This window comes from Shimia marina (genome assembly GCF_001458175.1).
GTDB classification, from domain to species: Bacteria; Pseudomonadota; Alphaproteobacteria; order Rhodobacterales; family Rhodobacteraceae; genus Shimia; species Shimia marina.
Genome location: NZ_CYPW01000001.1, coordinates 137,606 through 160,931 on the forward strand (window position 1 = coordinate 137,606; position 23,326 = coordinate 160,931).

Below are 23,326 nucleotides of genomic sequence, written 5' to 3' on the forward strand. Positions count from 1 at the left end.
TTAGCGCGTGCGCCAGGCCTGTGTGCGGCGCAGGATGCCACGCGATGCGATCAGGTGAATGATCCGTGCCGCCGCATTGGTGTAAAAGATCATCATCCCCATGGCCGCAGCCGGTGCGATGTCGCCCGCATCGTCCATGTTCAACACGGCAATGGAGGCCAATGTTGTTTTGGGCGAATAGAGGAACACCACGGCAGATACCGTCGTCATGGCATTCACAAACAGATAGATGGAAATGTCCAAGACGGTGGGCAGGCTGACCGGAACGGTGACACGGGCAAAGAGCTTCAACGTGGGCTGCTTGAGTGACGCAGACACAGATTCAAACTCACGGTCCATCTGTTTGAGCGAGGTCATCGCGGTCAGATGGGACACGGTGTAGAAGTGTGTCACCGTGCAGATCACCAGAATGGTCATGGTGCCGTAAATCGCATTAAGCGGATTATCCGGGTTGTTGAAGAAGAAGATGTAGGCGAGGCCCAGCACCATGCCCGGGATGGCCATGGGCAACATGGCAAACATCTGAAACACCGCGCGCCCTGCGCCAAAGCCGTTGGATTTCTCCACCAGATAGGCCCCGAAGAACACCACCGATGTCCCACAGATCGCGGTCAGCAACGCCAATTTGATGGAGTTGAAGTAAGAGGCCCAGCCGCCGCCGTCCATTTTATCGAACTGGTAGTTGTTCAGGCTCAGACTGAGATCATAGGGCCAGAACTTCACCAGCGCAGCAAATTGACAGACCGCCAGCATGCCCAAGATGAACAGCGCCACAAGAGAACAGTAGATCAGGAAGCCCCGGTCTGCCGCCGCATTGGGCGTGGGCTGATAGGGCACGGAGCGCGCCGATAGCAGCGCCACCTGTTTGGATTGCACCATCCGGTCGATGGCAAAGGCCAGAATGGCAGGCACCACAAGCACCACAGAGACCACCGCACCCATTTCAAAGTTCTGCTGACCGATCACCTGTTTATAGATGTCCACCGCAAGCACATTGAATTGTCCGCCAATCACCTTGGGCAAGCCGAAGTCGGTGATCACCAGATTGAACACCACAAAGGCGGCAGAGATCAGACCATAGCGCACACCGGGGACCGTGACCGTCCAGAAGGTGCGCCATGGGGTGGCACGCAGGCTGGTCGCGGCCTCATAGAGACGGGCATCTGAGATGGCCAATGCCGCCGAGATGATGATGAAGGCATGTGGGAAGGTGAAGAAGACTGAGCCAATGACAATGCCGATTGGCCCATAGATACTGGCCCCAAACAGCAGCTCTTTGATCATGCCCTGATTGCCGAAGAGATAGACCAGCGCGATGCCGGGCAAGAGCGACGGCACAAGGATGGGTGCCATAGCAATCAGTCGGAAGAAGCCTTTGAAGCGCATGCAGCTGCGGTTGAGCGCATAGGCAAACCAGAAGGCCAGAGAGACTGTGACCACCGTGGAGAGCACTGCAATCCAGAGCGAGTTCTTGATAGAATTAAACAGCGCTGGCGTAGAGAAGTAGCTGATAAAGTTGTCCACGCCGGTGGATTTTGTCGGTCTCAGCTGCACCCGTCGAAAGGTGTTGGAATCCAGCGTTTGCCACGCGGTGTCATCATAAAGCGTGGAGCCGACCAGAAAGCGGCCGTTTTCTGCAACGTTGCGGATCTGATACATCACCGGGCTGCGGAAGCTGAACTCCGGGAAGAACGCTGTCACGCCAAGGCGGCCATCGGCACCGGTGCTCAGATCGCTGTCGGCATAGGCCTCTGTCTGGGCATTGAGCGCCGCGCCGGTGAGCACAGAGCCATCAAACACGCCGGCCTCATCGCTGACCTGAAACTCATATTGGGAGAGTTCAAAGCGATAGGTCGAAAAGGATTTGGACAGCATGGAAAACAGCGGGAACGCCAGGGTGATCACCAGATAGAGCGCAATGATGATCATGCCGCCGCGCATCATCAAATCATCGCGGCTCAGCTTTCCCTTGATGTCCTTGCCCGGGGGCAGTTCGGAAGTATGTGAAGACGCCAGTGTCATCAGCTCTCTCCCGAACGATCAAACGCCATCAGCCGGTCTGCGGGCAGCTCGATGATCATCGGTTTGCCCTCGGCAAGACCCAGACGTCGCACGGCGTTGATGGAGAAATCGGCAATCAGCTCTGCGCCGCCAAAGCGATCATTCTGCAGACGACAGCGCCAGAAGGATCCGAGGAACTCCATCTCATGTAAGAGCACTTCGATACAGTTCTGCTCAGCACTCTCAGGCTGATATCCCACCTCATGAGGGATGATGTCTTCGGGGCGGATGGCGGCCACAACGGCGGCACCATCGGAAAAATCATGGGCATGGCAGGCAAAGCTATCTTCACCAATGGCAAGGCGGCCGCCATTGGCCACAGCGCTGTCGATCTGGTTCATTTCGCCAATGAAGTCGGCGACAAACAGATTGCTAGGCTCGCGGTAGACCTCAGTGGGGGAGCCGACCTGTTCGATCACCCCATGGTTCATCACAACAATGCGGTCGGCCATGGCGAGCGCTTCTTCCTGATCGTGGGTCACCATGACAGTTGTGACCCCCAGCTTGCGCTGCAGCTCTTTGATTTCGTGGCGCAGATGCACGCGCACTTTGGCATCCAGCGCCGAGAGCGGCTCATCCAGAAGCAGAAGCCCCGGTTTGGTGGCGATGGCGCGGGCCAGCGCAATACGCTGCTGCTGACCACCTGAGAGCTGAGCGGGGTATTTTTTGCCCTGATCGGGCAGGCCAACCAGCTTCAGCAGATCTTTGACACGGGTGGCGATTTCCGCCTTGCTGCGCCCGGCATTTTCCAGACCGAAGGCGATGTTTTTCTCAATCGTCAGGTTTGGGAACAGCGCGTAGGACTGAAAGACGATACCAAAATCGCGCTCTGAAGGTGGCAGGTTGGAGACGTCTTTGCCGTCCTGCGTGATCGACCCGCGGGTTTGCAGATCAAGGCCAGCAATGGCCCGCAGCAGGGTTGTTTTTCCGCAGCCCGATGGCCCGAGAAAACAAATGAATTCGCCTTCTTTGATGTCCAGTGAAATGTCTCTGAGAGCCAAAAAGGTTCCGAACGCTTTCCATAAGTCTTTTATGCTCAGGTAAAATTCGCCTGATGTTTGTTCTGCAGTCACGGGTTCAGTCCTTAGATCTTCGCTGATCGCGCACACCAACGGCTCTGGCAGGGGCCAGGCTCTGTCGGGACAGCGGGTAATTGACGGATCTGTGCGGGGGCCTGCGCCCCCGCAGCTGTTGGATTATTTAGGGTCAGATTTGCCATCGTAGCGCGACTGCCACTCTTTGAGGATGGCCGCACGGTTGTTGGCAGCATACTCAAAGTCGTTGTCAATCATCGCATCCAGCAGGCCCTCTGGGAAATACTCGACCGGCTTGGCCACACCAGGATAGGCGACAACGGCATAGCCGGAGTTGTACATCTCATTGGCTGCCTTGGTGACAGAGAAGTCCAGAACCTTCTGGGCGGCTTCAAGATTGGCGGTGCCAGCCACAATCGCAGAGGCTTCCATATCCCAGCCTACGCCTTCGCTTGGCACGATGATTTCCAGCGGCGCGCCTGCGGCTTTGGACTTGGCGCCACGGAAGGCAAAGGAAATACCAATCGGGATTTCGCCTGCGGCGGCCAGTTTACAAGGCTTGGAGCCGGAATGGGTGTAGCGCGCAATGTTGTTGTGCAGCGCATCCATATATTCCCAACCGCCCTCTTCACCGAAGAGCTGCAGCCAGCTGGAAACGTCAAGGAACCCCGTGCCCGAAGAGTTCGGGTTTGGCATGATCACGTGACCTTCATACATCGGGTCGGTGAGATCCTGCCAGGAGGTCGGCGGGGTCAGACCGTTCTTTTCGGCCTCAACAGTGTTGTAGCAGACAGAGGCCACCCAGGCATCCATGCCCACCCAAGACGGTGTCTCACCGCTGTCGACAAATTTGGCGTCAAGCTTCTCCACACCTTCTGGTGCGTAGGGTTCGAGCATGCCTTCGGACTTCAGCAGCAGAAGTGACGTGGCCGCCAGCCCCCAGACAAGATCGGCCTGCGGATTGTCACGCTCGGCCAGCAACTTGGCTGTGATGATACCGGTGGAGTCACGCACCCAGTTGATTTTGATGTCCGGATAGCTTTCGTTGAATGTTTCAGCGTATCTGGCCAGATCTTCCGCCTCGACTGCCGTATATACTGTCAGCTCGGTTTCGGCGACAGCCCCCGTGGCAACCAGGGCGCTCAAGGCCAGGCTTGCGTAAAATGACGCAGCTTTTTTCATTTTTCTTCCTCTGTTGGTTTCAGATCAGGACGCAGGATTCTTGGTGATCACTTTCGTCTTTGATCAGTTTGTCATGTTTCATAGACAAGAGAAGTTGATTTAACCTACAACTTTATAACTTCAGCCTATGGATATTTTAAGCACAGGAATAGGAAAAAGCCTTAAAAATAAGCCCTCCATAGAAAAGCGCGCTCTTGCCCTTAAAAAGAAGGGGCATGTGATCGGCAAAGCCGCCCTGCTATTTTTGAAGAAACGGCAGAATGGCTGTCTAAAAATTAGGCAACACTTCGCATGATAGCTCTTTGCATACTCCCTCAGTCGCAGAGCAGATCGGAACGAGCACTGCTCCCCCACGCACCGACGATGCCCTCAAATGCGCGGCGATTGGCTTGACCCGCTCCGAGCCCGCCGATTACGTGGCGCAGGACCTCCGCCGTATTGGGACAGCAGATGAAATCGCGGAACTCGCGCGCTATCTGGCCAGCGACGCCAGCAAATACACTTCGGACCAGCCCTTCGCCATCGACGGCGGCTGGACCATCTGAGCTAGAAAGGACACGTACATGAAACTTTTGCGCTATGGCCCCGTTGGGGCAGAGAAACCCGGCATGCTGGATGACAATGGAGCGATCCGCGATCTCTCCGGCGTGTTGGACGACATCGCAGGCGATGCGTTGAGCGATGCCAGCCTGAACTCCCTGCGCGGCCTGGATCTCAGCGGCCTGCCTGTGGTTGAGGGCGATCCCCGCATTGGCGCCTGTGTTGGCGCGGTTGGCAAATTCATCTGTATCGGCCTGAACTACGCGGACCACGCTGCGGAATCTGGCATGGCCCTGCCCGAAGAGCCGGTGATTTTCTTCAAAGCCACTTCCGCGATCATGGGCCCCAACGATGACGTGGAGATCCCGCGCACATCCGTCAAAACCGACTGGGAAGTTGAACTGGGCGTGGTGATTGGCAAACATACCAAATACGTCAGCCGCGAAGAGGCGCTTGACCATGTGGCTGGCTATTGTGTCGTGAACGACCTGTCAGAGCGTGATTTTCAGCTGCACCGCTCCGGCCAGTGGGTGAAGGGCAAAAGCTGTGACACTTTTGGCCCCATTGGCCCATGGCTGGTGACACGGGATGAGGTTGCCGATCCACAGGATCTGGCGATGTATCTGGAAGTGAACGGACACCGCTATCAGGACGGATCCACCAAGACGATGCATTTTGACGTGGCCACAGTGATCTCACATCTGTCTCAGTTCATGAGCCTGCAGCCGGGGGATGTGATCTCCACCGGCACACCCCCGGGCGTGGGCATGGGGCAAACCCCACAGACCTACCTGAAGGCTGGAGACAAAATGGAATTGGGCATCGCGGGTCTGGGCGTGCAGAAGCAAACCTGTTTTGACGCCAAATAAACCTGGTTTCACAGTAGCTTAGACCGGGTTTTCTGAATCCTTGACGCGATGAGCGGGCGTGTGGTGACACGCCCGCTTTCTTTTATCCGCATATACGCGAGATGCCGCGCATCTGTGCGGCGGCGGCCCTTGATCCCTTGCGATATGAGATGCAATAACATAACAAATTACTCAATTTTGATGTCATTTCCCGGGAGCCTTCCATGACACTGAAAACAACCTTGCTGTGCACCACTTTGATCGGGGCCGCCCTGCCCGCCTTAGCAGAGGAAAAACGCGCGCTGGACGCCCATGAACATGGCCATGGGGCGCTCAACATAGCGGTGGACGGGAACACCATCGCGCTGGAACTGGACGTGCCGGGATTTGATATTGTGGGCTTTGAACATGCCGCAACCACAGACGCGGACAAAGCGACGCTTCAAAAGGGCATGGCGCAATTGAAAGATCCGCTGAGCCTGTTTGCTCTGCCAACGGCAGCGGGCTGTGAGGTGACCTCGGTGGAGGTGGCGCTGCATGGCGGGGATGAGCATGAGGAACATGACGATCATGACCATGACGATCACGCAAAAACCGACGGTCATGATGACCATGATCACGACGACCATGCACATGAGAACGAAGATCACGACAGCCATGAGCATGACGCCCACGCTGACGAGGACGCGCATTCTGAGTTCCATGCGCACTACAGCCTGAGCTGTGCAGATGCGTCAAAAGTGAGCGCGATCACTTTGGCCTATTTCAATGTCTTCCCAAATGCGGAAGAATTGGAGGTACAGGTGGTGACCGAAGCGGGCGCGCGCGCCGTTGAAGCCTCTCGCGATGCCCCTGATGTGGAACTGAACTAACCGTCAAGGATAACACGCTTTTATGCGCCCCTTCCTCTCTCTCAAAGACCTGCAATTTGAATGGCAGGGGCGCACAGGCTTTGCCCTCTCTGTACCAGAGCTTTCGGTCGCAGAAGGGGAAAAACTCTTTCTGCTGGGAGAAAGCGGAAGCGGGAAATCCACGCTACTGAGCCTGATCTGTGGCATTATAACAGCCGACGCAGGCCATGTGCAGATTGACGGCACGGATCTTGGCGCGCTGCGCCCGGCGGCGCGGGATGCCTTTCGCGCCGACCACATCGGCGTGATTTTTCAGATGTTCAACCTGTTGCCCTATGCCTCGCCGTTGGAAAACATCCTGCTGCCGCTCTCCTTTGCCAAATTGCGACGGCAGCGCGTGGAAAACCCGAAAGAAGAGGCCCTGCGGTTGACCTCGGCGCTGGGGCTGGCGCCAGAACTGGTAGAGCAGGCCGACACACGCGAACTCAGCATTGGGCAGCAGCAGAGGGTGGCGGCGGCCCGCGCTCTTTTGGGGCGGCCCCGCCTGATCGTGGCGGATGAGCCGACCTCCGCGCTCGATGCCACGGCTCAGGCGGCTTTCCTTGACGTGCTGATGACACAAACCCAAGCCGCCGGGGCGACGCTTATCATGGTGTCCCACGATGAGCGGCTCGCACAGGCGTTTGACCGCTGCCTTGACCTCTCCGAAATCGCAGAGGTGACACGCACATCGCCGCGCGCCATGGGAGGTCCGCTATGATCCTGTTGCGGCTCGCCGTCAAATCCCTGCTGAGCCGGGGGCTGACCGTGGGGCTGACGATTTTTGCCATTGCCCTTTCTGTTGCGCTCTTCCTCGGTGTGGAAAAAATCCGCACCGGCGCCAAGGCCAGTTTCGCCGATACAATTTCGGGCACCGACCTGATCATGGGCGCGCGCTCTGGTGGGATACAGCTTCTGCTCTACTCGGTCTTCCGCGTGGGCAATGCCACCAACAATGTGACCTGGCAAAGCTATCAGGACATCGCCGCCCGCCCCGAGGTGGATTGGATTGTGCCCCTGTCCCTCGGAGACAGTCACCGAGGCTTTCGAGTATTGGGCACGACGGAAGCGTTTTTTGAGCGCTACAAATATCGTGGCGGACGGGATGTGGATTTTGCGCAGGGCGCGGTGTTTGACGATCTGTTTGACGCGGTGGTGGGGGCCGATGTGGCCGCAGAGCTAAACTATGCGCTGAACGATGAAATCGTGGTGGCCCATGGCGTGGCCTCTTTCACCGAACATGACGACAAACCCTTTCGCATCAAAGGCATTTTGCAAAAGACCGGCACCCCCGTAGACCGCACCGTCTTTGTCAGCCTGCAGGCCATTGAGGCGATCCATATCGACTGGCAGGGCGGTGGACGCTCCCAGACCCCCATCAGCGCCGAAGACGCCCGTAAGATGGACCTCACCCCCAAAGCTGTCACCGCCGCATTGATTGGCACCCAATCACGGCTGCAGATCTTTGGCTTGCAACGCTGGATCAACGACTATTCAGAGGAGCCCCTGCTGGCGATCCTGCCCGGCGTGGCCCTCAGCGAACTCTGGAACCTGATTGGCGTGGCAGAGGCCGCCCTACTTGCGGTCTCCGTGATGGTGGTGGTGACCGCGCTGCTGGGCATGGTGGCGATGATTTTCTCAGGCCTGAATGAGCGACGTCGAGAGATGGCCCTGCTGCGCGCCATTGGCGCAAAACCCCGCACCATTCTGGGCCTGCTGATGACGGAGGCCACGTTGATGAGCCTTTTGGCCGTGGTGTTGGGCGTGGGTCTGCTTTACACGGGATTGTTTCTTGCGCGCAGCTATGTGGATGCGGCATTTGGGCTATATCTTGAGATCAGCCTGCCAACCGCGCGGGAATATCTGGTGCTCTGCGCCGTGGTCTGTGCGGGCACAATTGTGAGCCTGTTGCCTGCGCTGCGCGCCTATCGACTGTCCTTGAGTGACGGCATGCAGCTGCGCTTGTGAGGCATAAAACTTACGGAGATGGGCCAATGACAGCTTCAAGACGCCAGTTTTTGCGGATAGCCCTTGCTGCGGCCACACTCCCGCTCGCCACACGGTCCTGGGCCGATAAAGTGCGCACTCTGGCGTGGGCGGAGTTGATTCCGGAGGGCGACACAGGCCAATTGCTCAAGCAGCTGCGCGGGATTGGCGTGGTGCAGCATGGTCAGCTCACGACCGGCTTTGACCAACCAGAAGCCAAGAGCGTGACAAATGCATTTGATGGCATGACGGTGCGCCTGCCCGGCTTTGTGGTCCCGCTGGATTTTGGAGCCTCCGGCGTGTCTGAATTTATTCTGGCCCCTTTTGTCGGTGCCTGCATTCACGTGCCACCACCGCCCGCAAATCAGCTGGTGCTGGTGACGGCGCAAACACCGTATGACATGCGTGATCTGTTTGACCCCGTCGAAGTGACCGGCGTTTTCCACAGCAACGCCACCAGCACCGGCCTCGCCGAAGTGGGCTACAGCCTTCAGGCCAGCAAGGTGAAACGCTATCGCGGATAGGGCAGCACCCCCCTTTGGCAACGGCACAAAAGGAATTCGAAAAATCGTAAATTTGGGTCTTGTGTCCCCCCAGCCTGCCCCATATACGGGTCAGCGGAGACGTGGCCGAGTGGTCGAAGGCGCTCCCCTGCTAAGGGAGTATACCGGAAACGGTATCGAGGGTTCGAATCCCTTCGTCTCCGCCATAAACCCGAAATCGTGATTGATTACTGTATGTTAACCCATACTTGGGTTTTGCGTCGCTGATTTACCCCAACTTATGACACCTCCGCGCCCACCCAAGGTCGGACGACAGCTGGCGGCGCGCATATCTCGGCGCCTCATGACCCGCTGCACCGCGCGCCAAGGTGTAAAGCCTGCAACAAAACGACAAGAAGGTTTGCGCCTGCCTCGCACCGCGACAATGCGCCTCAAACTCTACGGGCAAGGAAGCAAAGTCTGATCCTGTTTCAAGACATGAAATCGGAAAATTTATCTTCGCTTCCGCAAGGCGCGGCGTTGCCGGTTGCAAGCGAAAGCGTTAAGATGAGATATGAAGTCTGACGCCGTGACATGACCACAACAGTTGCACAGCCCCCGAGCCATCAGAATTCTTAAATTGCGCCTCATTGCATGAGTTTGACCTGTGATTGCTCAAAGTTTGAGCAAAAGAAATTCCATATGGGCCCACCCTATATGTTGACAGCAAATCACATTTACCCCCAATATCGTGATGCTTCGGTTCCTTCGATTCAGGTCGGAGGCTAAGAGGGAAGCCGGTGAAAATCTGGCACTGCCCCCGCAACTGTGAGCGGTGAGCAAGGTTGAAGTCGCCACTGAAAGTGTGCTTTTGGGAAGGCCAGCCAAGCAGAGAACCGCGAGTCAGGAGACCTGCCGCAGGCGCAAAAAATTAACCACGAACGGAGGGTTCGGGGACGTAAAAAAACGGGACTCGCCCGGCACTGCGTCCTCGGCTTTGTCTAAACTAAAGAGGACAGTATGAGCATCATCGTCTACTCCAAACCCGCCTGTGTGCAATGCACCGCCACCACACGCGCGCTGGATGCCAAGGGCATCTCTTATGATGTTGTCGATCTGACCGAAGACAACTCTGCTCTCGATCACGTGACCGAACTTGGTTACCGTCAGGCCCCCGTTGTTGTGGCTGGTGGCGACCATTGGTCCGGCTTTCGCCCTGACATGATTGCGCGTCTGGGCTGAGGCTGTGGTGGGCCGACCTCCGGCACTGGTTTACTACTCTTCAGCTTCAGGCAACACGCGCCGGTTTGTGGACCGGCTGGGATATGAGGCAGCGCGCATACCGATTGAGCCAGATGCGCCGCTGCCTGATCTGCGTGATCCCTTTGTCCTGATATGTCCGACCTATGCCGATGGAGAAGGACGCGGAGCAGTGCCAAAGCAGGTGATCCGCTTTCTGAATATTCCGGAAAACCGAAATCAGCTTTGCGGCGTAATCGGATCCGGAAATAGAAACTTTGGTGCGACCTATGCTTTGGCGGGTCGCATCATTTCTGAAAAATGCAATGTGCCCGTGCTTTACACGTTTGAGCTGGCTGGCACGCAAACCGATATTGACCGCCTGCGCGCCGGGCTTGAGAAACTGGGAGATAGCCTATGCTCGACAACGAGCTGAGCACGATGGATTACCACGCGTTGAACGCAATGCTGAATCTCTATGATGGAGAGGGCAATATTCGCTTTGATGCGGACCGTATGGCCGCAAAGCAGTATTTCCTTCAGCACGTGAACCAGAACACCGTGTTCTTTCACTCGCTGGACGAAAAACTCGGCTATCTTGTCGAAGAAGGCTATTACGAAGAAGCGGTTCTGGATCAGTATTCCAAGAACTTCATGCGGGCCATCTGGGAAGCGGCCTATGCCAAGAAGTTCCGGTTCCCGACCTTCCTCGGCGCCTTCAAATATTACACCTCCTACACGCTGAAAACCCGTGACGGGCAGCGCTTTCTGGAGCGCTATGAGGACCGTGTGGTGATGACCTCTCTGGCGCTGGCGCGCGGGGATGAGGATCAGGCCATGGCCTTTATGGAAGAGATTCTGGAGGGTCGTTTCCAGCCGGCCACGCCCACCTTCCTGAACGCGGGAAAAGCCTCCCGTGGCGAGCTGATCTCCTGCTTCCTGCTGCGTCTGGAAGACAATATGGAAAGCATTGGCCGCGGCATCAACTCGGCGCTGCAGCTCTCCAAGCGTGGCGGCGGTGTGGCGCTTCTGCTGACCAACATTCGTGAGCATGGTGCGCCGATCAAAGGCATTGAAAACCAATCCTCCGGGGTGATCCCGGTGATGAAGCTGCTCGAAGACAGCTTTTCTTATGCCAACCAGCTTGGCGCACGTCAGGGCGCAGGCGCGGTCTATCTGAACGCGCACCACCCTGACATCATGCGCTTCCTTGATACCAAGCGTGAGAACGCGGACGAGAAAATCCGCATCAAGACACTGTCGCTGGGTGTGGTGATCCCCGATATCACCTTTGAACTCGCCAAGAAAAACGCCGATATGTATCTGTTCTCTCCGCATGATGTGGAGAAGGTCTATGGCGTGCCATTCTCTGAAATCTCGGTGACCGAGAAGTACCATGAGATGGTCGAAGACAAGCGCATTCGCAAATCCAAGGTGAACGCCCGCGAATTCTTCCAGACCATTGCCGAAATCCAGTTTGAGAGCGGCTATCCCTATGTAATGTTTGAGGACACGGTGAACCGGATGAACCCGATTGAGGGCCGGATCAACATGTCCAACCTCTGTTCGGAAATCCTGCAGGTCAATGAGGCGTCTGAGTTCAACGAAGATCTCGGCTATGCCAAAATGGGCAGCGATATCTCCTGTAACCTCGGCTCCCTCAACATCGCCAAGACCATGGACGGTAAAGACTTTGGCCGCTCTGTTGGGGCCGCGATCCGTGCGCTGACCGCTGTTTCGGAAATGTCTGCCATCGACTCTGTGCCTTCTGTGCGCAAGGGCAATGATGACAGCCACGCCATTGGTCTGGGTCAGATGAACCTGCACGGCTATCTGGCGCGCGAGCGTATTCACTACGGCAGCGCGGACGGCATTGAGTTCACCTCGGTCTATTTTGCCACGGTGGCCTATCACGCCATCCGCACCTCCTGTGATCTCGCACAGGAGCGCAAAGCCAGCTTCAAGGGCTTTGAAACCTCTGACTATGGCTCCGGTGTGTTCTTTGACCGCTACACCGAGCAGGACTGGCTGCCGCAAAGCGATGTGGTGAAAGCGCTGTTTGAAGGCATTGACCTGCCGACGCGGGACGATTGGGCCGCGCTGAAGGCGGATGTGATGAAACACGGGTTGTTCAACCGCAACCTGCAGGCCGTCCCCCCCACCGGATCGATCTCCTACATCAACAATTCGACCTCCTCGATCCACCCGATCGTGTCCAAGGTGGAAATCCGCAAAGAAGGCAAGATTGGTCGCGTCTACTACCCGGCGGCCTTCATGGACAATGACAACCTTGAGTATTACCGCGATGCCTATGAGATCGGCCCTGAGGCGCTGATTGACACCTATGCGGCGGCCACAGAGCATGTGGATCAGGGCCTGTCACTGACCCTGTTCTTCCCGGCAGAGGCCACCACCCGCGACATCAACCGCGCGCAGATCTACGCGTGGAAGAAAGGCATCAAGACCATCTATTATGTGCGCCTGCGCCAGGAAGCCCTTGAGGGCACCGAGGTTCAGGGCTGCGTGTCCTGCACGCTGTGATCGGAGAGAGACCTATGAAAGATATGCACACCACCAAGATCACCCGCGCGATCAACTGGAACCGGATGGACGACGAGAAAGACCTTGAGGTCTGGAACCGGTTGACGGTGAACTTCTGGCTGCCGGAAAAAGTGCCGCTTTCCAATGACATCCCGAGCTGGGGCACGCTGACGGATCACGAAAAACAGCTGACCATCCGGGTCTTCACCGGGCTGACGCTGCTGGACACGATTCAGAACACCGTGGGCGCGCCCTCGCTGATGCCTGATGCGGTGACCCCGCATGAAGAGGCCGTGCTGACCAATATCGCCTTTATGGAAGCGGTGCATGCGCGCAGCTATTCGTCGATTTTCTCGACGCTCTGTTCCACCAAGGAAATTGACGAGGCCTTCCGCTGGTCCGAGGAAAACCCGCATCTGCAAGCCAAGGCGCGCACCATCCTTGACACCTATGCGCCGGGCAATGACCCGCTGAAGCGCAAGATTGCCAGCGTGTTTCTGGAAAGCTTCCTGTTCTATTCAGGTTTCTACCTGCCGATGTATTGGTCCAGCCGCGCCAAGCTGACCAACACCGCAGATCTGATCCGTCTGATCATCCGCGATGAGGCGGTGCACGGCTATTATGTGGGCTATAAATTCCAGCGCGGCTATGAGAAACGCACCGAAGCGGAGCAGCAGGAGCTGAAGGATTATGCCTTCGCGCTGATGTTTGAGCTTTATGGCATTGAGAACGAATACACCGAAGAGCTTTATGACGAGCTGGGCCTGACCGAGGATGTGAAAGTCTTCCTGCATTACAACGCCAACAAAGCCCTGCAAAACCTCGGCTTTGAAGCGCTGTTCCCACCGGAAGTCTCTGAGGTGAACCCCGCCATTCTGGCCGCCCTCAGCCCGGACAGCGAAAACCACGACTTCTTCTCCGGCTCCGGCTCCTCCTATGTGATCGGCAAAGCGGTGGCGACAGAAGACGACGACTGGGATTTCTGATGTCTCAAGACACGCTTTCGATCGTGAAGGAATGGCATGAGGCCTTTGATGTGCCCGTGGTGGACAGCCCTGCCATTCCGCAAGAGCGTGCGCAGATGCGGCTGGCGATCCTTGAAGAAGAGGTCGCCGAGCTGCGCGAAGCCGTGGAAGCGGGCGATATGGTCGAAGTGCTCGATGCGCTCTGCGACATCCAATATGTGTTGGACGGCACCTTTCTGGAGTTCGGCCTGCATGGGGTCAAACAAGCGGGCATGGAGGAGGTGCATGCCTCCAACATGTCCAAACTGGGGGCCGACGGCCGCCCGGTGTTACGCGAAGATGGCAAGGTGCTCAAGGGACCGGATTTTCGGCGGCCGGATCTGGGGCGGGTTTTGAAGGACGGGTGAGTGAGGGTTAGGTTGGTTAGAGGCGTAGGCTCGAACGACTTTAAACAAGCAGCAGAGTAATCAAGGCGAAACTAGGGGGTGCTAAGAAATTGCTGACGAAGTTGGCATGGTGATGACAGCCGTAATCAGTATATCTCCTGCGACTTTACCATTCGGCTATTCCCAGTGAGACAAACAGGAACCCTAATACGATCATGCCAATTATCGACAGGATAGCGATAGTCTGCGCTGCTTCTTTGTCGTCTTCATGAAACATAATTTGGCCACCGCATTTCGGGCACGGCTTCCGCCCCATGTTTTTAAATGTTCGTCTAGTGACCCAGCCACACTGGGAGCACCGACCTTTCATTTTATCTCCGGAAGACATCGACAAGCCTCTCGTTTGCTAACACTACTCCTACACAGGAAGCGTTTGGATGCAATCAAAGCAAGCATTTTCAGTGCATCAGCAACCCCTAGCAGATAAGGGTCACGCCACTACAAAACATTGGGCTTGCTAAAAATGCTGACTTTCGCTTTGCAAAGCGAAAGTGGGGATTGCTGCAAATTCTTCTCTGTAGTCAATCGAAACACTTCCAGAACACCATCGCCTCAAAAGCCATAGAACACAAAAAAGCCCGGCATGTCTGCCGGGCTTTTCTTTGAGCCCGAGAGCGGGGGGCTCAGACCTCTACTGCCACTTTCCCAATCGGGTTGGAGCAGCAGGCGAGGATATAACCGGCTTCGATGTCGTCGTCCGAAATACCGCCGTTGTGGACCATATGCACCTCGCCTTCGGTCTTTTTGACCTTGCAGGTGCCGCAAACGCCGAAGGTACAGCCTGAGGGGATGTTGAGCCCGACCGAGCGCGCGGCGGCGAGCACGGTTTCGGTTTCGGCGACTTTGGCAGTGACATCGGAGGTGGCAAAATGGATTTCCGCCTTGCTGTCCTCATCAGGCACCACATCATCCAGCGCGGGCTGTTCGGCTTCGGTTTCCACCGGCGCGCCAAAGCTTTCCTGATGGTAGTTGTCCATGTCAAAGCCCAGACCGGCGAGCGCTTCGCGCACCGCTGTCATGAACGGCTCCGGCCCACAGCAATAAACCTCCCGCTCCAGATAATCCGGCGCCATCAGGCCCAGCATCAGCTGGTTGAACTGGCCCTGATAGCCGGTCCATGGGGCATAGGGATCCGGCTCTTCGACCACAAATTTCAGATCCAGACCGGGGGTGCGACTGGCCATCTGTTCCAGCCGTTGGCGGAAGATGATTTCCGAGGGACGTTTGGCGCAGTTAATAAACACTGCGTCAAGCTCTTGGCCCTCATCCCACATACAGGTGGTCATGGACATCATTGGGGTGATGCCGGAGCCCGCAGAGATAAACAGATATTTGCGCGCGCGGCTCTTGGCATTGGTGAAGAGGCCAGCCGGGCCAATCGCTTTCAGGCGGACACCGGGGCGCAAATTGTCCAGCATCCAGCGGGTGCCGATGCTGTCTGGCTGGGCCTTGGCGGTGATGGTGATCGAGCGCGGCCGCGAGGGCGACGACGAGATCGTATAGGTGCGGTGCACCACACCGCCGGGTTCCCCTGGGGCAGGAATTTCCAGCGTCAGAAACTGGCCTGCATCATAGTCAAACAAGGCGCCGGATGGGGCGCGGAAAGTGAAGCTGGCGGTGTTGGGCATCTCTGGCACAATCGACACGCATTCCAGCATTTCGCTGTCACGCCAGATGGTGGGGGCGGTGGTGAGGTCTTTCATCGGGGTCACTCCGCTGCCATGGTGCCGGGGGCCAGATGGGTGGCCAATGTGGCGCAATACCACTCCACAAATTGCAGCACGCCAGATTCCTGTGTCGGAGAATACGGGCCGGGCACATAGGCCGGGCTGTTGATACCCTGCTGGTTGTCCTCGACCACGCGGCGGTCTTCATCATTGGTGGCCATCCAGACTTCGGTCAGGCGCTTGAGATCATAATCCCGGCCTTCCACTGCGTCTTTGTGCACCAGCCATTTGGTGGTGACTTCGGTCTCTGTGGGGCTGATCGGGGTGACCCGGAACAGGATGGAGTGATCCGCAAGGAAGTGGTTCCATGTGGTCGGATAGTGGAACTGCAACAGCGCGCCAGCATCGGAGAACGGCACCCGGCCCAGCCATGGGCGCACGGCGGTTTTGCCATCCATCGTGTAGCTTTCCGCGCCTTCTTTCAACGGCATACGCGCCACGCGGTATTGGCCGTCCGCGCTGAGGTGGAAATTGGCGGGCAGGCCAGCGGCCTCGCAGCGGTCGAAATGCGCCTGCAGGTGATCCGGGGTTTCGCCGCCTTCGCCGATGCCGGTGACGCTGGGATCATCGGGATAGGTGCGGCACAGTGCCGGGTGGTTGCCGCCACAGTGATAACATTCACGGTTGTTTTCCCAAACCAGCTTCCAGTTGCCGTTCTCTACGATAGAGCTCTCAAAGGCCACTTTAGCATTGCCCAGATCATGGGCCTCCAGATAGGGGCGCACGGTCTCAGCAAAGGCTGCGAAATCCGGGGCGTCTTCGGCCAGACAGATATAGACCAGCCCGGCCAGTTCACGACAATGCACGGTTTTCAGCCCGTGTTTGGTGGGGTCAAATTCCGGCCCCATGTCACGCGCCCAGAGCAGAGAGCCGTCAAGCTCATAGGTCCATTGGTGATAGGGGCAGACCAGTTTGGGTGCATGGCCTTTGGCCGCTTTGCAAATCACAGAGCCGCGATGGCGGCAAGTGTTGTGGAAGGCGCGGATTTCATTGTCCGCCCCGCGCACGATCACCACACGGTAGGCGCCCACATTGTAAGTGACATAGCTGCCCGGCTTTTCCAGCTCACAGGCCGCCGTGGCAAACAGCCAGGTTTGGTAGTGAATGGCCTCCAGATCGGTCTGAAACACCTCGGGATCGGTGTAAAAAGCCTGCTCCAGCGCATGACCTGGGTTTCGACGCGCCAGCAGGGTGTGAATATTACTCATTTCTTGGCTCTCCTGCCGCACCCCGCGGCCTTGCTTGAGCAAGTGGCAAAGGAGACACAGGCGGCACCGAAGAGGAACGGAGCCAAGCCAAGTGCCCCCACCGCCACCCGCGGTTTGACATATCTGCAAGGCTGGTTTCCGGACTTGGAAGTGGCTTTCGCCCGATTGCGGCACCTTCCCGGGATCCTCCTCCCAGTGGTCGTATTGCCGAACCTAACTTGCCTTACCGTTGCGGGGGCAGTACCGGACTCTCACCGGCTTCCCAATTCTCCACCCAATCAAACTGACGGGATGGCACCTTACAGGGCAACCCTACGCCACGGGTCTGGGTTCGGTTGAATGTTAACGACATTCTAAGACGCAAAAACGCTGCGACTGTTTGTGCATGGCAAAATACCGTTTTACGCGTGTCTCTTTTACGAGACGTCACGACAGGCGTAGCTGTCGTTGCACCGCCTATTTGCCCAAGGCATCTCGCAGAGAGGTCGGGGCAGGATCGTGTTCGCGCAGGTCCAGCTGGGTGAACAAATCCAGAAGGTGCCCTTTCATCAGCTCTTCTGCACCATCCCCATCGCCCATGCGCAACGCATTGATCAGCGCATGATGCGCGTGACTTTCACACAGCGCATTGCGCCGCCGCCAGTAAAGCGCAATCACCAGCGAGGAGCGCGAGATCAACTGGCGCAGGAAGTCCTCAATGATCTTCTGATCCGCAATCCGTGCAATCGACATATGAAAGTCGCCGGACAGCTTCAGCGCCACCCCGGCTTCACCCCGGTCCAGCGCATCATGTTCGGCTGTGATGTGCCGCTCCAACTGCGCGATGTCCTCAGGCGTGGCGCGCTCCGCTGCGGCCCGGGCGGTCTGGGGCTCTAGCAGGGCACGGGCTTCAAAGACTTCCCGCGCCTGCTTGATAGAGGGGCGTGCAACAAAGGCGCCACGATTGCGCTCAATCGTTACCAGCCCCTCATGCGCCATGGCCCGCAGGGCTTGGCGCACAATGGTGCGACTGACCCCAAAAATCTCTCCGACCTCATCCTCGCGCAATTTAGCACCGGGCAGGATACGGTGTTCATGCACCGCTTCGGTCAGTTGTCCAACAATATGGTCTAGGTTTGAAGTCTGCAGGGTCATACCGGGGTTCATATCAGTCACGCCCCTCACCGGTGCAAATTTTTTTGCCAACCTCAAGACTGTGTGCAACCAAAAATCATATTGTATACAATTTTAGCCTCAAAAATACACAACTGTGGGCATGCCTGCACAAAATCCAAGACTCTCTGAAGAGCGCATCAGCGCATTTCACGAATAATCTTGGTTTTGAGAAGCGTTGCCACTCATGGTTTTCCTAACCTTGGGGGTGTCGCATGACTTTGAAACCTGATCTTGAATTGGTGAGCCTTGTGAAGCGTTACGGCGAGACCGTGGCTGTGGACGGGATTTCCTATCACTTTGACGCGGGCACCTATGCCTGTCTGCTGGGGCCGTCAGGCTGCGGCAAATCCTCGACCCTGCGCATGATCGCCGGGCATGAATCCGTCTCTGATGGCGCCGTTCTACTGGGCGGACGAGATGTCTCACATCTGCCCCCGGCCAAGCGCGGTACCGCGATGATGTTTCAAAATTATGCGCTGTTTCCGCATCTGAGCGTGCGCGACAATGTGGCCTTCAGCCTAAAAATGCAGGGCACGGACGCCACAACGCGCAAAAGCCGCGCCAATGAGATGCTGGAGCTGGTGGACATGCTGCCCCTCGCAGACCGCCTGCCCGCGCAGCTCTCTGGTGGACAACAGCAGCGCGCCGCGCTGGCACGGGCCCTGATCACCAAACCCGAGGTTCTACTGCTAGATGAACCGCTGTCAGCGCTGGATCCGTTCCTGCGCATCAAGATGCGCGCCGAGCTGCGCAAGCTTCAGCGCGAACTGGGCATCACTTTCATTCATGTCACCCATGGGCAGGACGAAGCCTTGGCGCTGGCTGATGAGATCGTGGTGATGAACAACGCCCGCATTGAGCAGGCCGGTGCCACCCGGACTGTGTTTGAAGCGCCAAAGACGGCCTTCGTGGCGCGTTTTCTGGGCTCCCACAATGTGGTGACCATGCCAGAGGGCAAGATTGCCATCCGCACTGACGCGCTAAGAATTCGCCCGGCGGGCGCAGCGCGGCTGCCGGCCACGGTCACCGCCATTGAATATCAGGGCACCCATGTGGCGCTCACCGCGAGCATTCCCGGCGATCAGGAAGTCACCGCGCTTTTGTCAGACCGGGATTTCTTCGACGCCCCGAAGATGGAAGGCGAGGCGATCGGCCTCGATTGGGATGCCCAGGAGGCGCATGCCCTGGCTGGATAACAAACTGTTCAACAAAGAGGATACTGCTATGACGACAATCTCAAAGATACGCTATTCGCGTCGCGGCCTTTTGAAGGCAGGTGGCGCGGCGGTGGCGGCCGCCGCGCTTCCGGCTCCAATGGTCTGGGGACAAGAGACAAAAAACATCACCTTGCGCCAGTTTGGCACCGGGGTGTCCAACCTGAACGAGGTGGCCAAGAAAGTCAAAGAAGACCTTGGCTTCACTCTGGAAATGACCGCGCTGGATTCTGACAGCGTGACCCAGCGCGCAGCCACTCAGCCGGACAGCTTTGACATTGCAGACATTGAGTACTGGATCTGTAAAAAGGTCTGGCCCACGGGCAATCTGCAGGCGATGGACACCTCCAAAATCGCCAATTACGACAAGATCGTGGGCACCTTCCGCTCTGGCAAGCTGACCCCTGAGAGCGTGATTGCACAGGGCACCGCGCCGCATACGGTGGGCTTTACCACAGGCGTTGATGGCACGGAATTTGTGCAGGAAGAATCCGGTTGGATGACACTCATCCCCACGATCTATAACGCCGACACGCTGGGCATCCGTCCGGATCTGATTGGCCGGCCAATCAAGAACTGGTCAGAGCTGCTCAACCCGGAGTTCAAAGGCAAAGCCTCCATCCTCGACATCTCCTCTATCGGCATCATGGATATGGCGATGGTGGTCGAATCCATGGGGGAATACACATATCCGGACAAAGGCAATATGACCCGCGAAGAGATCGACATGACGCTTGGCATCTTCACCGAAGCCAAGAAAAACGGTCAGTTCCGCGCCTTCTGGAAGAGCTTTGATGAAAGCGTGAACCTGATGGCCTCCGGGGAGGTTGTGATCCAATCCATGTGGTCCCCCGCGATCACCGCGGTGCGCAGCCAGGGCATTCCCTGTGTCTATCAGCCGCTGGAAGAAGGCTATCGCAGCTGGGGCGGTGGGCTTGGTCTGTCGGCCTCCCTGTCTGGCATCGAGCTGGACGCGGCGTATGAATACATCAACTGGTACCTCTCCGGTTGGGTGGGCGGCTTCCTGATGCGTCAGGGCTACTATTCTGCGGTGCCTGAAACCTCCAAAGCCTTCATGTCAGAAGACGAATGGGGCTTCTGGTTTGAGGGCAAAGAGGCCAAAGGCGACATCACCAATCCTTTTGGCGATGTGATGGAAAAGGCCGGTGCCGTGCGTGATGGCGGCTCCTTCTATGACCGGATGGGGGCCGTGGCCTGCTGGAACGCGGTGATGGATGAAAACCAATATATGGTGCGCAAGTGGAATGAGTTCATTGCCGCCTGATCCATAAGGCGCGGGGGCTTTCGGCCCCCGTTTGCCGCTCGGGCACCCCCAAACGCAGTTTAAAATGGGGGCCAGCCCCCATACGCGGGTTCAAATGGGGGCCAGCCCCCATACCCCCGGAGTATTTCCGGTCAGAAGAAGAGAAAGAGGGCAGGAATGATATCGCGTCATGTGCAGGGGTGGCTGATGGCTGCGCCGCTGACATTGGTCTTGGCTGTGTTTTTGCTGGCCCCGATTGTGATGATCGTGGTGGTCAGTTTCTGGGGAGCCACGGAATGGTCGATCTATCCCGCCTTCCTTTGGGACAATTATGATTTTTTGCTGACCTCCAAAGTGACCTATCAGGTGTTTTTCAACACCTTCAAATATGCCGCGATCACATGGGCCTGCACCCTGCTGATCGGGTTCACAGTGGCCTATTATCTGGCCTTTCATATCCGCAGCACCACATGGCAGATTGCGCTGTTTCTGCTCTGCACCATCCCCTTTCTCACCTCCAACATCATTCGCATGATCAGCTGGATCCCCTTTCTTGGGCGCAATGGGCTGGCCAATTCCACACTCCTGTCCTGGGGCGTCATTGATGCGCCGCTGGAGTGGCTTCTGTTCAGTGATTTTAGTGTGATCCTCGCCTTTGTGCATCTGTACACGCTGTTCATGGTGGTGCCGATCTTCAACACGATGATGCGTATTGATCCTGCGCTGATTGAGGCGGCCACCGATGCCGGTGCCAGCGGCTGGCAGACCCTGAGACATGTGGTGATCCCGCTGACCAAACCCGGCATCATGATTGGCACGATTTTTGTGCTGGCGCTGGTGATGGGGGATTTCATCACCGTGCGGTTCATGTCGGGCAGCCAGTCCGCCAATGTGGGGCGCATGATCCAGAACGATATTGGCCTGCTGCAATATCCCTCAGCCTCCGCCACAGCGGTGATCCTTCTGATCACGGTGCTTTTGCTGATTGGCACGCTGTTGCGCTTTGTTGACATTCGCAAGGAGCTTTGAGCCATGGACAGCCGGCCCAGATCTTTCTACCTGCTCACCGCGTTTTTTGCGCTGTTTCTGATCTTTCTTTATGGTCCCACCCTGACCATTGCGATCCTGTCCTTTCAGGGGCCCGGTGGGGGGCTGACCTTTCCGATGCGGGGTGTCTCTCTGCATTGGTTCCGTGACCTGTTTCAAGAGCAGGCCGTGGGCGACATCTGGGGCGCGTTCCGACGCTCTTTTGTGCTGGGCGTGATGGTGATGATGACCACGGTTGTGGTCTCACTTATGGGCGGGCTGGCCTTTCGCAAGCGCTTTGCCGGGTCGACCGCCCTGTTTTATCTGATCATCACTGCGCTGGTGATCCCCTCGATTTTGGTATCTCTGGGGGTGGGGTTAATCTGGTCGCAATCCGGTCTGCCGGTGCATTGGGCGACCTCTGGCTTTGGGGCACAGCTCACCTGGGCACTGCCTTTTGGGCTTTTGATCATGTTTGCCGTCTTCAACCGCTTTGACAGTGTCTATGAAGAGGCGGCGCGCGATCTTGGCGCCTCCTCCTGGCAGGTGATCCGGCATGTGGTGCTGCCCATCATTGCGCCTTCACTGATTGGAGTGGCGCTGTTTGGCTTCACCCTGAGTTATGACGAATTTGCTCGCACGCTGCTGACCTCTGGCAGCTACAACACTTTGCCGCTGGAAATTTTCGGCATGACCACCAATGTCACAACGCCGGTGCTGTTTGCGCTGGGCACGCTGACAACCGTGTTTTCCCTATTGATCATTCTGGTGTTTCTGCTGAGCGCCTGGATCCTCAGCCGTCGCAGGGCACGACGGGGATCAGATGCGGGCAGAGGAGATCTGTGATGGCGGTGGCGCTGATCAATCCCAACAGCACCGCCGCAATGACAGCGACAATGACAGAGGTGGCTCGTCACGCCGCGCCCGAGCTGAGTATTGAGGGGATCACCTCCACCAAAGCGCCTGCGGCCATTCAGGGCCCGACGGATGGCGCAGCGGCAGAACCGTACCTTCTGGAGCTGGTATCACAGACCGCAGCTCAGGGCGCGGAGGGCATTATCATTGGCTGTTTTGACGACACCGCCCTTTTGGCAGCCAGCAAGCGCGTGCCCTGCCCGGTGGTCGGCATCGGGCAGACGGCCTTTCACTACGCCGCGCTGCGCAACTGGTCCTTTAGCGTGGTGACAACCCTCTCGGTTTCTGTGCCCGTCATTGAGGCCAATATTGCCGCGCAGGGTCTGACAGGATTTCAGCGGCGGGTGCGCGCCTCTGATGTGCCGGTGCTGGAGCTGGAGCACGCCCCGGAAGCGGCGGCGCAACGGATCCTTCAGGAAGCCCTTGTGGCCCAAGAACAGGATCAGATCGATGCGCTGATTTTGGGCTGTGCGGGCATGACAACTGTGGTGGAAAAGGTCCGGAATGCCCTAGACATCCCGGTGATTGATCCGGTGGTTTGTGCAACGCAAAGCCTGCGATGGCTGTTGTCGAGATAGTGACCGCGGGCCTTTACCGTCAATG

Annotated in this window: 22 protein-coding genes, 1 tRNA gene and 2 riboswitches; of the genes, 17 read left to right on the forward strand and 6 right to left on the reverse strand. The window is 57.3% G+C overall.

The genetic code is table 11. The features are described from left to right. From SHM7688_RS00660 to SHM7688_RS00670, 3 genes are all read right to left on the reverse strand, one after another. Window positions 1-2,022, reverse strand: a complete 2,022-nt coding sequence (locus SHM7688_RS00660) for a putative 2-aminoethylphosphonate ABC transporter permease subunit (RefSeq protein ID WP_058238088.1) — start codon at window positions 2,020-2,022, stop codon at window positions 1-3. Next, window positions 2,022-3,170: a putative 2-aminoethylphosphonate ABC transporter ATP-binding protein gene (locus SHM7688_RS00665; RefSeq protein WP_370732926.1), complete on the reverse strand. Its 1,149-nt coding sequence runs from the start codon at window positions 3,168-3,170 to the stop codon at window positions 2,022-2,024. The genes SHM7688_RS00660 and SHM7688_RS00665 overlap by 1 nt, the downstream gene beginning before the upstream one ends. A gap of 87 nt (window positions 3,171-3,257) precedes the next feature. After that, window positions 3,258-4,277, reverse strand: coding sequence for a putative 2-aminoethylphosphonate ABC transporter substrate-binding protein (locus tag SHM7688_RS00670; RefSeq protein WP_058238089.1), 1,020 nt, complete (start codon window positions 4,275-4,277; stop codon window positions 3,258-3,260). 302 nt (window positions 4,278-4,579) lie between these two features. Here SHM7688_RS00670 and SHM7688_RS19525 point away from each other — a divergent pair, with 302 nt between their 5' ends. From SHM7688_RS19525 to SHM7688_RS00725, 12 genes are all read left to right on the forward strand, one after another. Beyond that, window positions 4,580-4,822 carry an SDR family oxidoreductase gene (locus SHM7688_RS19525; protein WP_144432447.1) on the forward strand — a complete coding sequence of 81 codons (243 nt, stop codon included), beginning with the start codon at window positions 4,580-4,582 and terminating at the stop codon, window positions 4,820-4,822. An 18-nt stretch (window positions 4,823-4,840) separates the two neighbouring features. After that, entirely contained in the window at window positions 4,841-5,686 is an 846-nt protein-coding gene (locus SHM7688_RS00675; RefSeq protein ID WP_058238090.1) for a fumarylacetoacetate hydrolase family protein, read from the forward strand. Window positions 5,687-5,889: 203 nt separating this feature from the next. Continuing rightward, entirely contained in the window at window positions 5,890-6,537 is a 648-nt protein-coding gene (gene zrgA, locus SHM7688_RS00680) for a zinc uptake protein ZrgA (RefSeq protein WP_058238091.1), read from the forward strand. A gap of 22 nt (window positions 6,538-6,559) precedes the next feature. Continuing rightward, window positions 6,560-7,276, forward strand: coding sequence for an ABC transporter ATP-binding protein (locus SHM7688_RS00685; RefSeq protein WP_058238092.1), 717 nt, complete (start codon window positions 6,560-6,562; stop codon window positions 7,274-7,276). Further along, window positions 7,276-8,523: an ABC transporter permease gene (locus tag SHM7688_RS00690; RefSeq protein WP_058238151.1), complete on the forward strand. Its 1,248-nt coding sequence runs from the start codon at window positions 7,276-7,278 to the stop codon at window positions 8,521-8,523. The genes SHM7688_RS00685 and SHM7688_RS00690 overlap by 1 nt, the downstream gene beginning before the upstream one ends. 26 nt (window positions 8,524-8,549) lie before the next feature. Next, the gene (locus tag SHM7688_RS00695; RefSeq protein ID WP_058238093.1) at window positions 8,550-9,065 is read left to right on the forward strand and encodes a DUF3299 domain-containing protein; all 516 of its coding nucleotides are present in this window, start codon (window positions 8,550-8,552) and stop codon (window positions 9,063-9,065) included. Window positions 9,066-9,160: 95 nt separating this feature from the next. Then, window positions 9,161-9,250 (forward strand) — tRNA-Ser (locus SHM7688_RS00700). Window positions 9,251-9,766: 516 nt separating this feature from the next. Beyond that, a riboswitch (cobalamin riboswitch) is annotated at window positions 9,767-9,957 on the forward strand. A gap of 86 nt (window positions 9,958-10,043) precedes the next feature. Further along, window positions 10,044-10,265: a glutaredoxin-like protein NrdH gene (gene nrdH / locus SHM7688_RS00705; RefSeq protein WP_058238094.1), complete on the forward strand. Its 222-nt coding sequence runs from the start codon at window positions 10,044-10,046 to the stop codon at window positions 10,263-10,265. Between the two features lie 7 nt (window positions 10,266-10,272). Continuing rightward, window positions 10,273-10,698: a class Ib ribonucleoside-diphosphate reductase assembly flavoprotein NrdI gene (gene nrdI, locus SHM7688_RS00710; RefSeq protein ID WP_223229257.1), complete on the forward strand. Its 426-nt coding sequence runs from the start codon at window positions 10,273-10,275 to the stop codon at window positions 10,696-10,698. Continuing rightward, window positions 10,680-12,803, forward strand: coding sequence for a class 1b ribonucleoside-diphosphate reductase subunit alpha (nrdE, locus tag SHM7688_RS00715; protein WP_058238095.1), 2,124 nt, complete (start codon window positions 10,680-10,682; stop codon window positions 12,801-12,803). Before nrdI ends, nrdE begins: the two co-directional genes overlap by 19 nt. Window positions 12,804-12,817: 14 nt before the next feature. Then, window positions 12,818-13,789, forward strand: a complete 972-nt coding sequence (gene nrdF / locus SHM7688_RS00720) for a class 1b ribonucleoside-diphosphate reductase subunit beta (RefSeq protein WP_058238096.1) — start codon at window positions 12,818-12,820, stop codon at window positions 13,787-13,789. Continuing rightward, window positions 13,789-14,175 carry a pyrophosphohydrolase domain-containing protein gene (locus SHM7688_RS00725; RefSeq protein WP_058238097.1) on the forward strand — a complete coding sequence of 129 codons (387 nt, stop codon included), beginning with the start codon at window positions 13,789-13,791 and terminating at the stop codon, window positions 14,173-14,175. The genes nrdF and SHM7688_RS00725 overlap by 1 nt, the downstream gene beginning before the upstream one ends. Before the next feature lie 662 nt (window positions 14,176-14,837). Here the strand turns inward: SHM7688_RS00725 and SHM7688_RS00730 are convergent. The 3 genes from SHM7688_RS00730 to SHM7688_RS00740 all read right to left on the reverse strand — a co-directional run bounded on the left by SHM7688_RS00730 (window position 14,838) and on the right by SHM7688_RS00740 (window position 18,295). After that, a complete protein-coding gene (locus SHM7688_RS00730; RefSeq protein ID WP_058238098.1) occupies window positions 14,838-15,917 on the reverse strand; it encodes an FAD-binding oxidoreductase in 1,080 nt (359 codons plus the stop codon). Window positions 15,918-15,922: 5 nt separating this feature from the next. Continuing rightward, complete coding sequence (locus SHM7688_RS00735) at window positions 15,923-17,149, reverse strand: aromatic ring-hydroxylating oxygenase subunit alpha (protein WP_058238099.1); 1,227 nt, start codon at window positions 17,147-17,149, stop codon at window positions 15,923-15,925. Window positions 17,150-17,261: 112 nt separating this feature from the next. Beyond that, a riboswitch (cobalamin riboswitch) is annotated at window positions 17,262-17,466 on the reverse strand. Between the two features lie 139 nt (window positions 17,467-17,605). Beyond that, complete coding sequence (locus SHM7688_RS00740) at window positions 17,606-18,295, reverse strand: GntR family transcriptional regulator (protein ID WP_370732941.1); 690 nt, start codon at window positions 18,293-18,295, stop codon at window positions 17,606-17,608. Window positions 18,296-18,516: 221 nt separating this feature from the next. On the opposite strand from SHM7688_RS00740, the gene SHM7688_RS00745 reads away from it, so the two are divergent. The 5 genes from SHM7688_RS00745 to SHM7688_RS00765 all read left to right on the forward strand — a co-directional run bounded on the left by SHM7688_RS00745 (window position 18,517) and on the right by SHM7688_RS00765 (window position 23,301). Further along, a complete protein-coding gene (locus tag SHM7688_RS00745; RefSeq protein ID WP_058238100.1) occupies window positions 18,517-19,500 on the forward strand; it encodes an ABC transporter ATP-binding protein in 984 nt (327 codons plus the stop codon). A 37-nt stretch (window positions 19,501-19,537) separates the two neighbouring features. Next, window positions 19,538-20,803 carry an ABC transporter substrate-binding protein gene (locus SHM7688_RS00750; RefSeq protein WP_188128127.1) on the forward strand — a complete coding sequence of 422 codons (1,266 nt, stop codon included), beginning with the start codon at window positions 19,538-19,540 and terminating at the stop codon, window positions 20,801-20,803. 156 nt (window positions 20,804-20,959) lie between these two features. Next, window positions 20,960-21,811: an ABC transporter permease gene (locus SHM7688_RS00755; protein ID WP_058238101.1), complete on the forward strand. Its 852-nt coding sequence runs from the start codon at window positions 20,960-20,962 to the stop codon at window positions 21,809-21,811. A gap of 3 nt (window positions 21,812-21,814) precedes the next feature. After that, on the forward strand, window positions 21,815-22,654 hold the full coding sequence (locus SHM7688_RS00760) for an ABC transporter permease (RefSeq protein WP_058238102.1): 840 nt from the start codon (window positions 21,815-21,817) through the stop codon (window positions 22,652-22,654). After that, window positions 22,654-23,301 carry an aspartate/glutamate racemase family protein gene (locus tag SHM7688_RS00765; protein ID WP_058238103.1) on the forward strand — a complete coding sequence of 216 codons (648 nt, stop codon included), beginning with the start codon at window positions 22,654-22,656 and terminating at the stop codon, window positions 23,299-23,301. The genes SHM7688_RS00760 and SHM7688_RS00765 overlap by 1 nt, the downstream gene beginning before the upstream one ends. Window positions 23,302-23,326: the final 25 nt, after the last annotated feature.

Excerpts from the sequence above, each read along its gene's own strand:
- SHM7688_RS00660 (WP_058238088.1), bottom strand. The coding sequence starts at position 2,022 with ATGACACTGGCGTCTTCACATACTTCCGAACTGCCCCCGGGCAAGGAC.
- SHM7688_RS00670 (WP_058238089.1), bottom strand. The coding sequence starts at position 4,277 with ATGAAAAAAGCTGCGTCATTTTACGCAAGCCTGGCCTTGAGCGCCCTG.
- SHM7688_RS00675 (WP_058238090.1), top strand. The coding sequence starts at position 4,841 with ATGAAACTTTTGCGCTATGGCCCCGTTGGGGCAGAGAAACCCGGCATG.
- zrgA (WP_058238091.1), top strand. The coding sequence starts at position 5,890 with ATGACACTGAAAACAACCTTGCTGTGCACCACTTTGATCGGGGCCGCC.
- SHM7688_RS00685 (WP_058238092.1), top strand. The coding sequence starts at position 6,560 with ATGCGCCCCTTCCTCTCTCTCAAAGACCTGCAATTTGAATGGCAGGGG.
- SHM7688_RS00695 (WP_058238093.1), top strand. The coding sequence starts at position 8,550 with ATGACAGCTTCAAGACGCCAGTTTTTGCGGATAGCCCTTGCTGCGGCC.
- nrdH (WP_058238094.1), top strand. The coding sequence starts at position 10,044 with ATGAGCATCATCGTCTACTCCAAACCCGCCTGTGTGCAATGCACCGCC.
- nrdE (WP_058238095.1), top strand. The coding sequence starts at position 10,680 with ATGCTCGACAACGAGCTGAGCACGATGGATTACCACGCGTTGAACGCA.
- nrdF (WP_058238096.1), top strand. The coding sequence starts at position 12,818 with ATGAAAGATATGCACACCACCAAGATCACCCGCGCGATCAACTGGAAC.
- SHM7688_RS00725 (WP_058238097.1), top strand. The coding sequence starts at position 13,789 with ATGTCTCAAGACACGCTTTCGATCGTGAAGGAATGGCATGAGGCCTTT.
- SHM7688_RS00730 (WP_058238098.1), bottom strand. The coding sequence starts at position 15,917 with ATGAAAGACCTCACCACCGCCCCCACCATCTGGCGTGACAGCGAAATG.
- SHM7688_RS00735 (WP_058238099.1), bottom strand. The coding sequence starts at position 17,149 with ATGAGTAATATTCACACCCTGCTGGCGCGTCGAAACCCAGGTCATGCG.
- SHM7688_RS00740 (WP_370732941.1), bottom strand. The coding sequence starts at position 18,295 with ATGAACCCCGGTATGACCCTGCAGACTTCAAACCTAGACCATATTGTT.
- SHM7688_RS00745 (WP_058238100.1), top strand. The coding sequence starts at position 18,517 with ATGACTTTGAAACCTGATCTTGAATTGGTGAGCCTTGTGAAGCGTTAC.
- SHM7688_RS00755 (WP_058238101.1), top strand. The coding sequence starts at position 20,960 with ATGATATCGCGTCATGTGCAGGGGTGGCTGATGGCTGCGCCGCTGACA.
- SHM7688_RS00760 (WP_058238102.1), top strand. The coding sequence starts at position 21,815 with ATGGACAGCCGGCCCAGATCTTTCTACCTGCTCACCGCGTTTTTTGCG.
- SHM7688_RS00765 (WP_058238103.1), top strand. The coding sequence starts at position 22,654 with ATGGCGGTGGCGCTGATCAATCCCAACAGCACCGCCGCAATGACAGCG.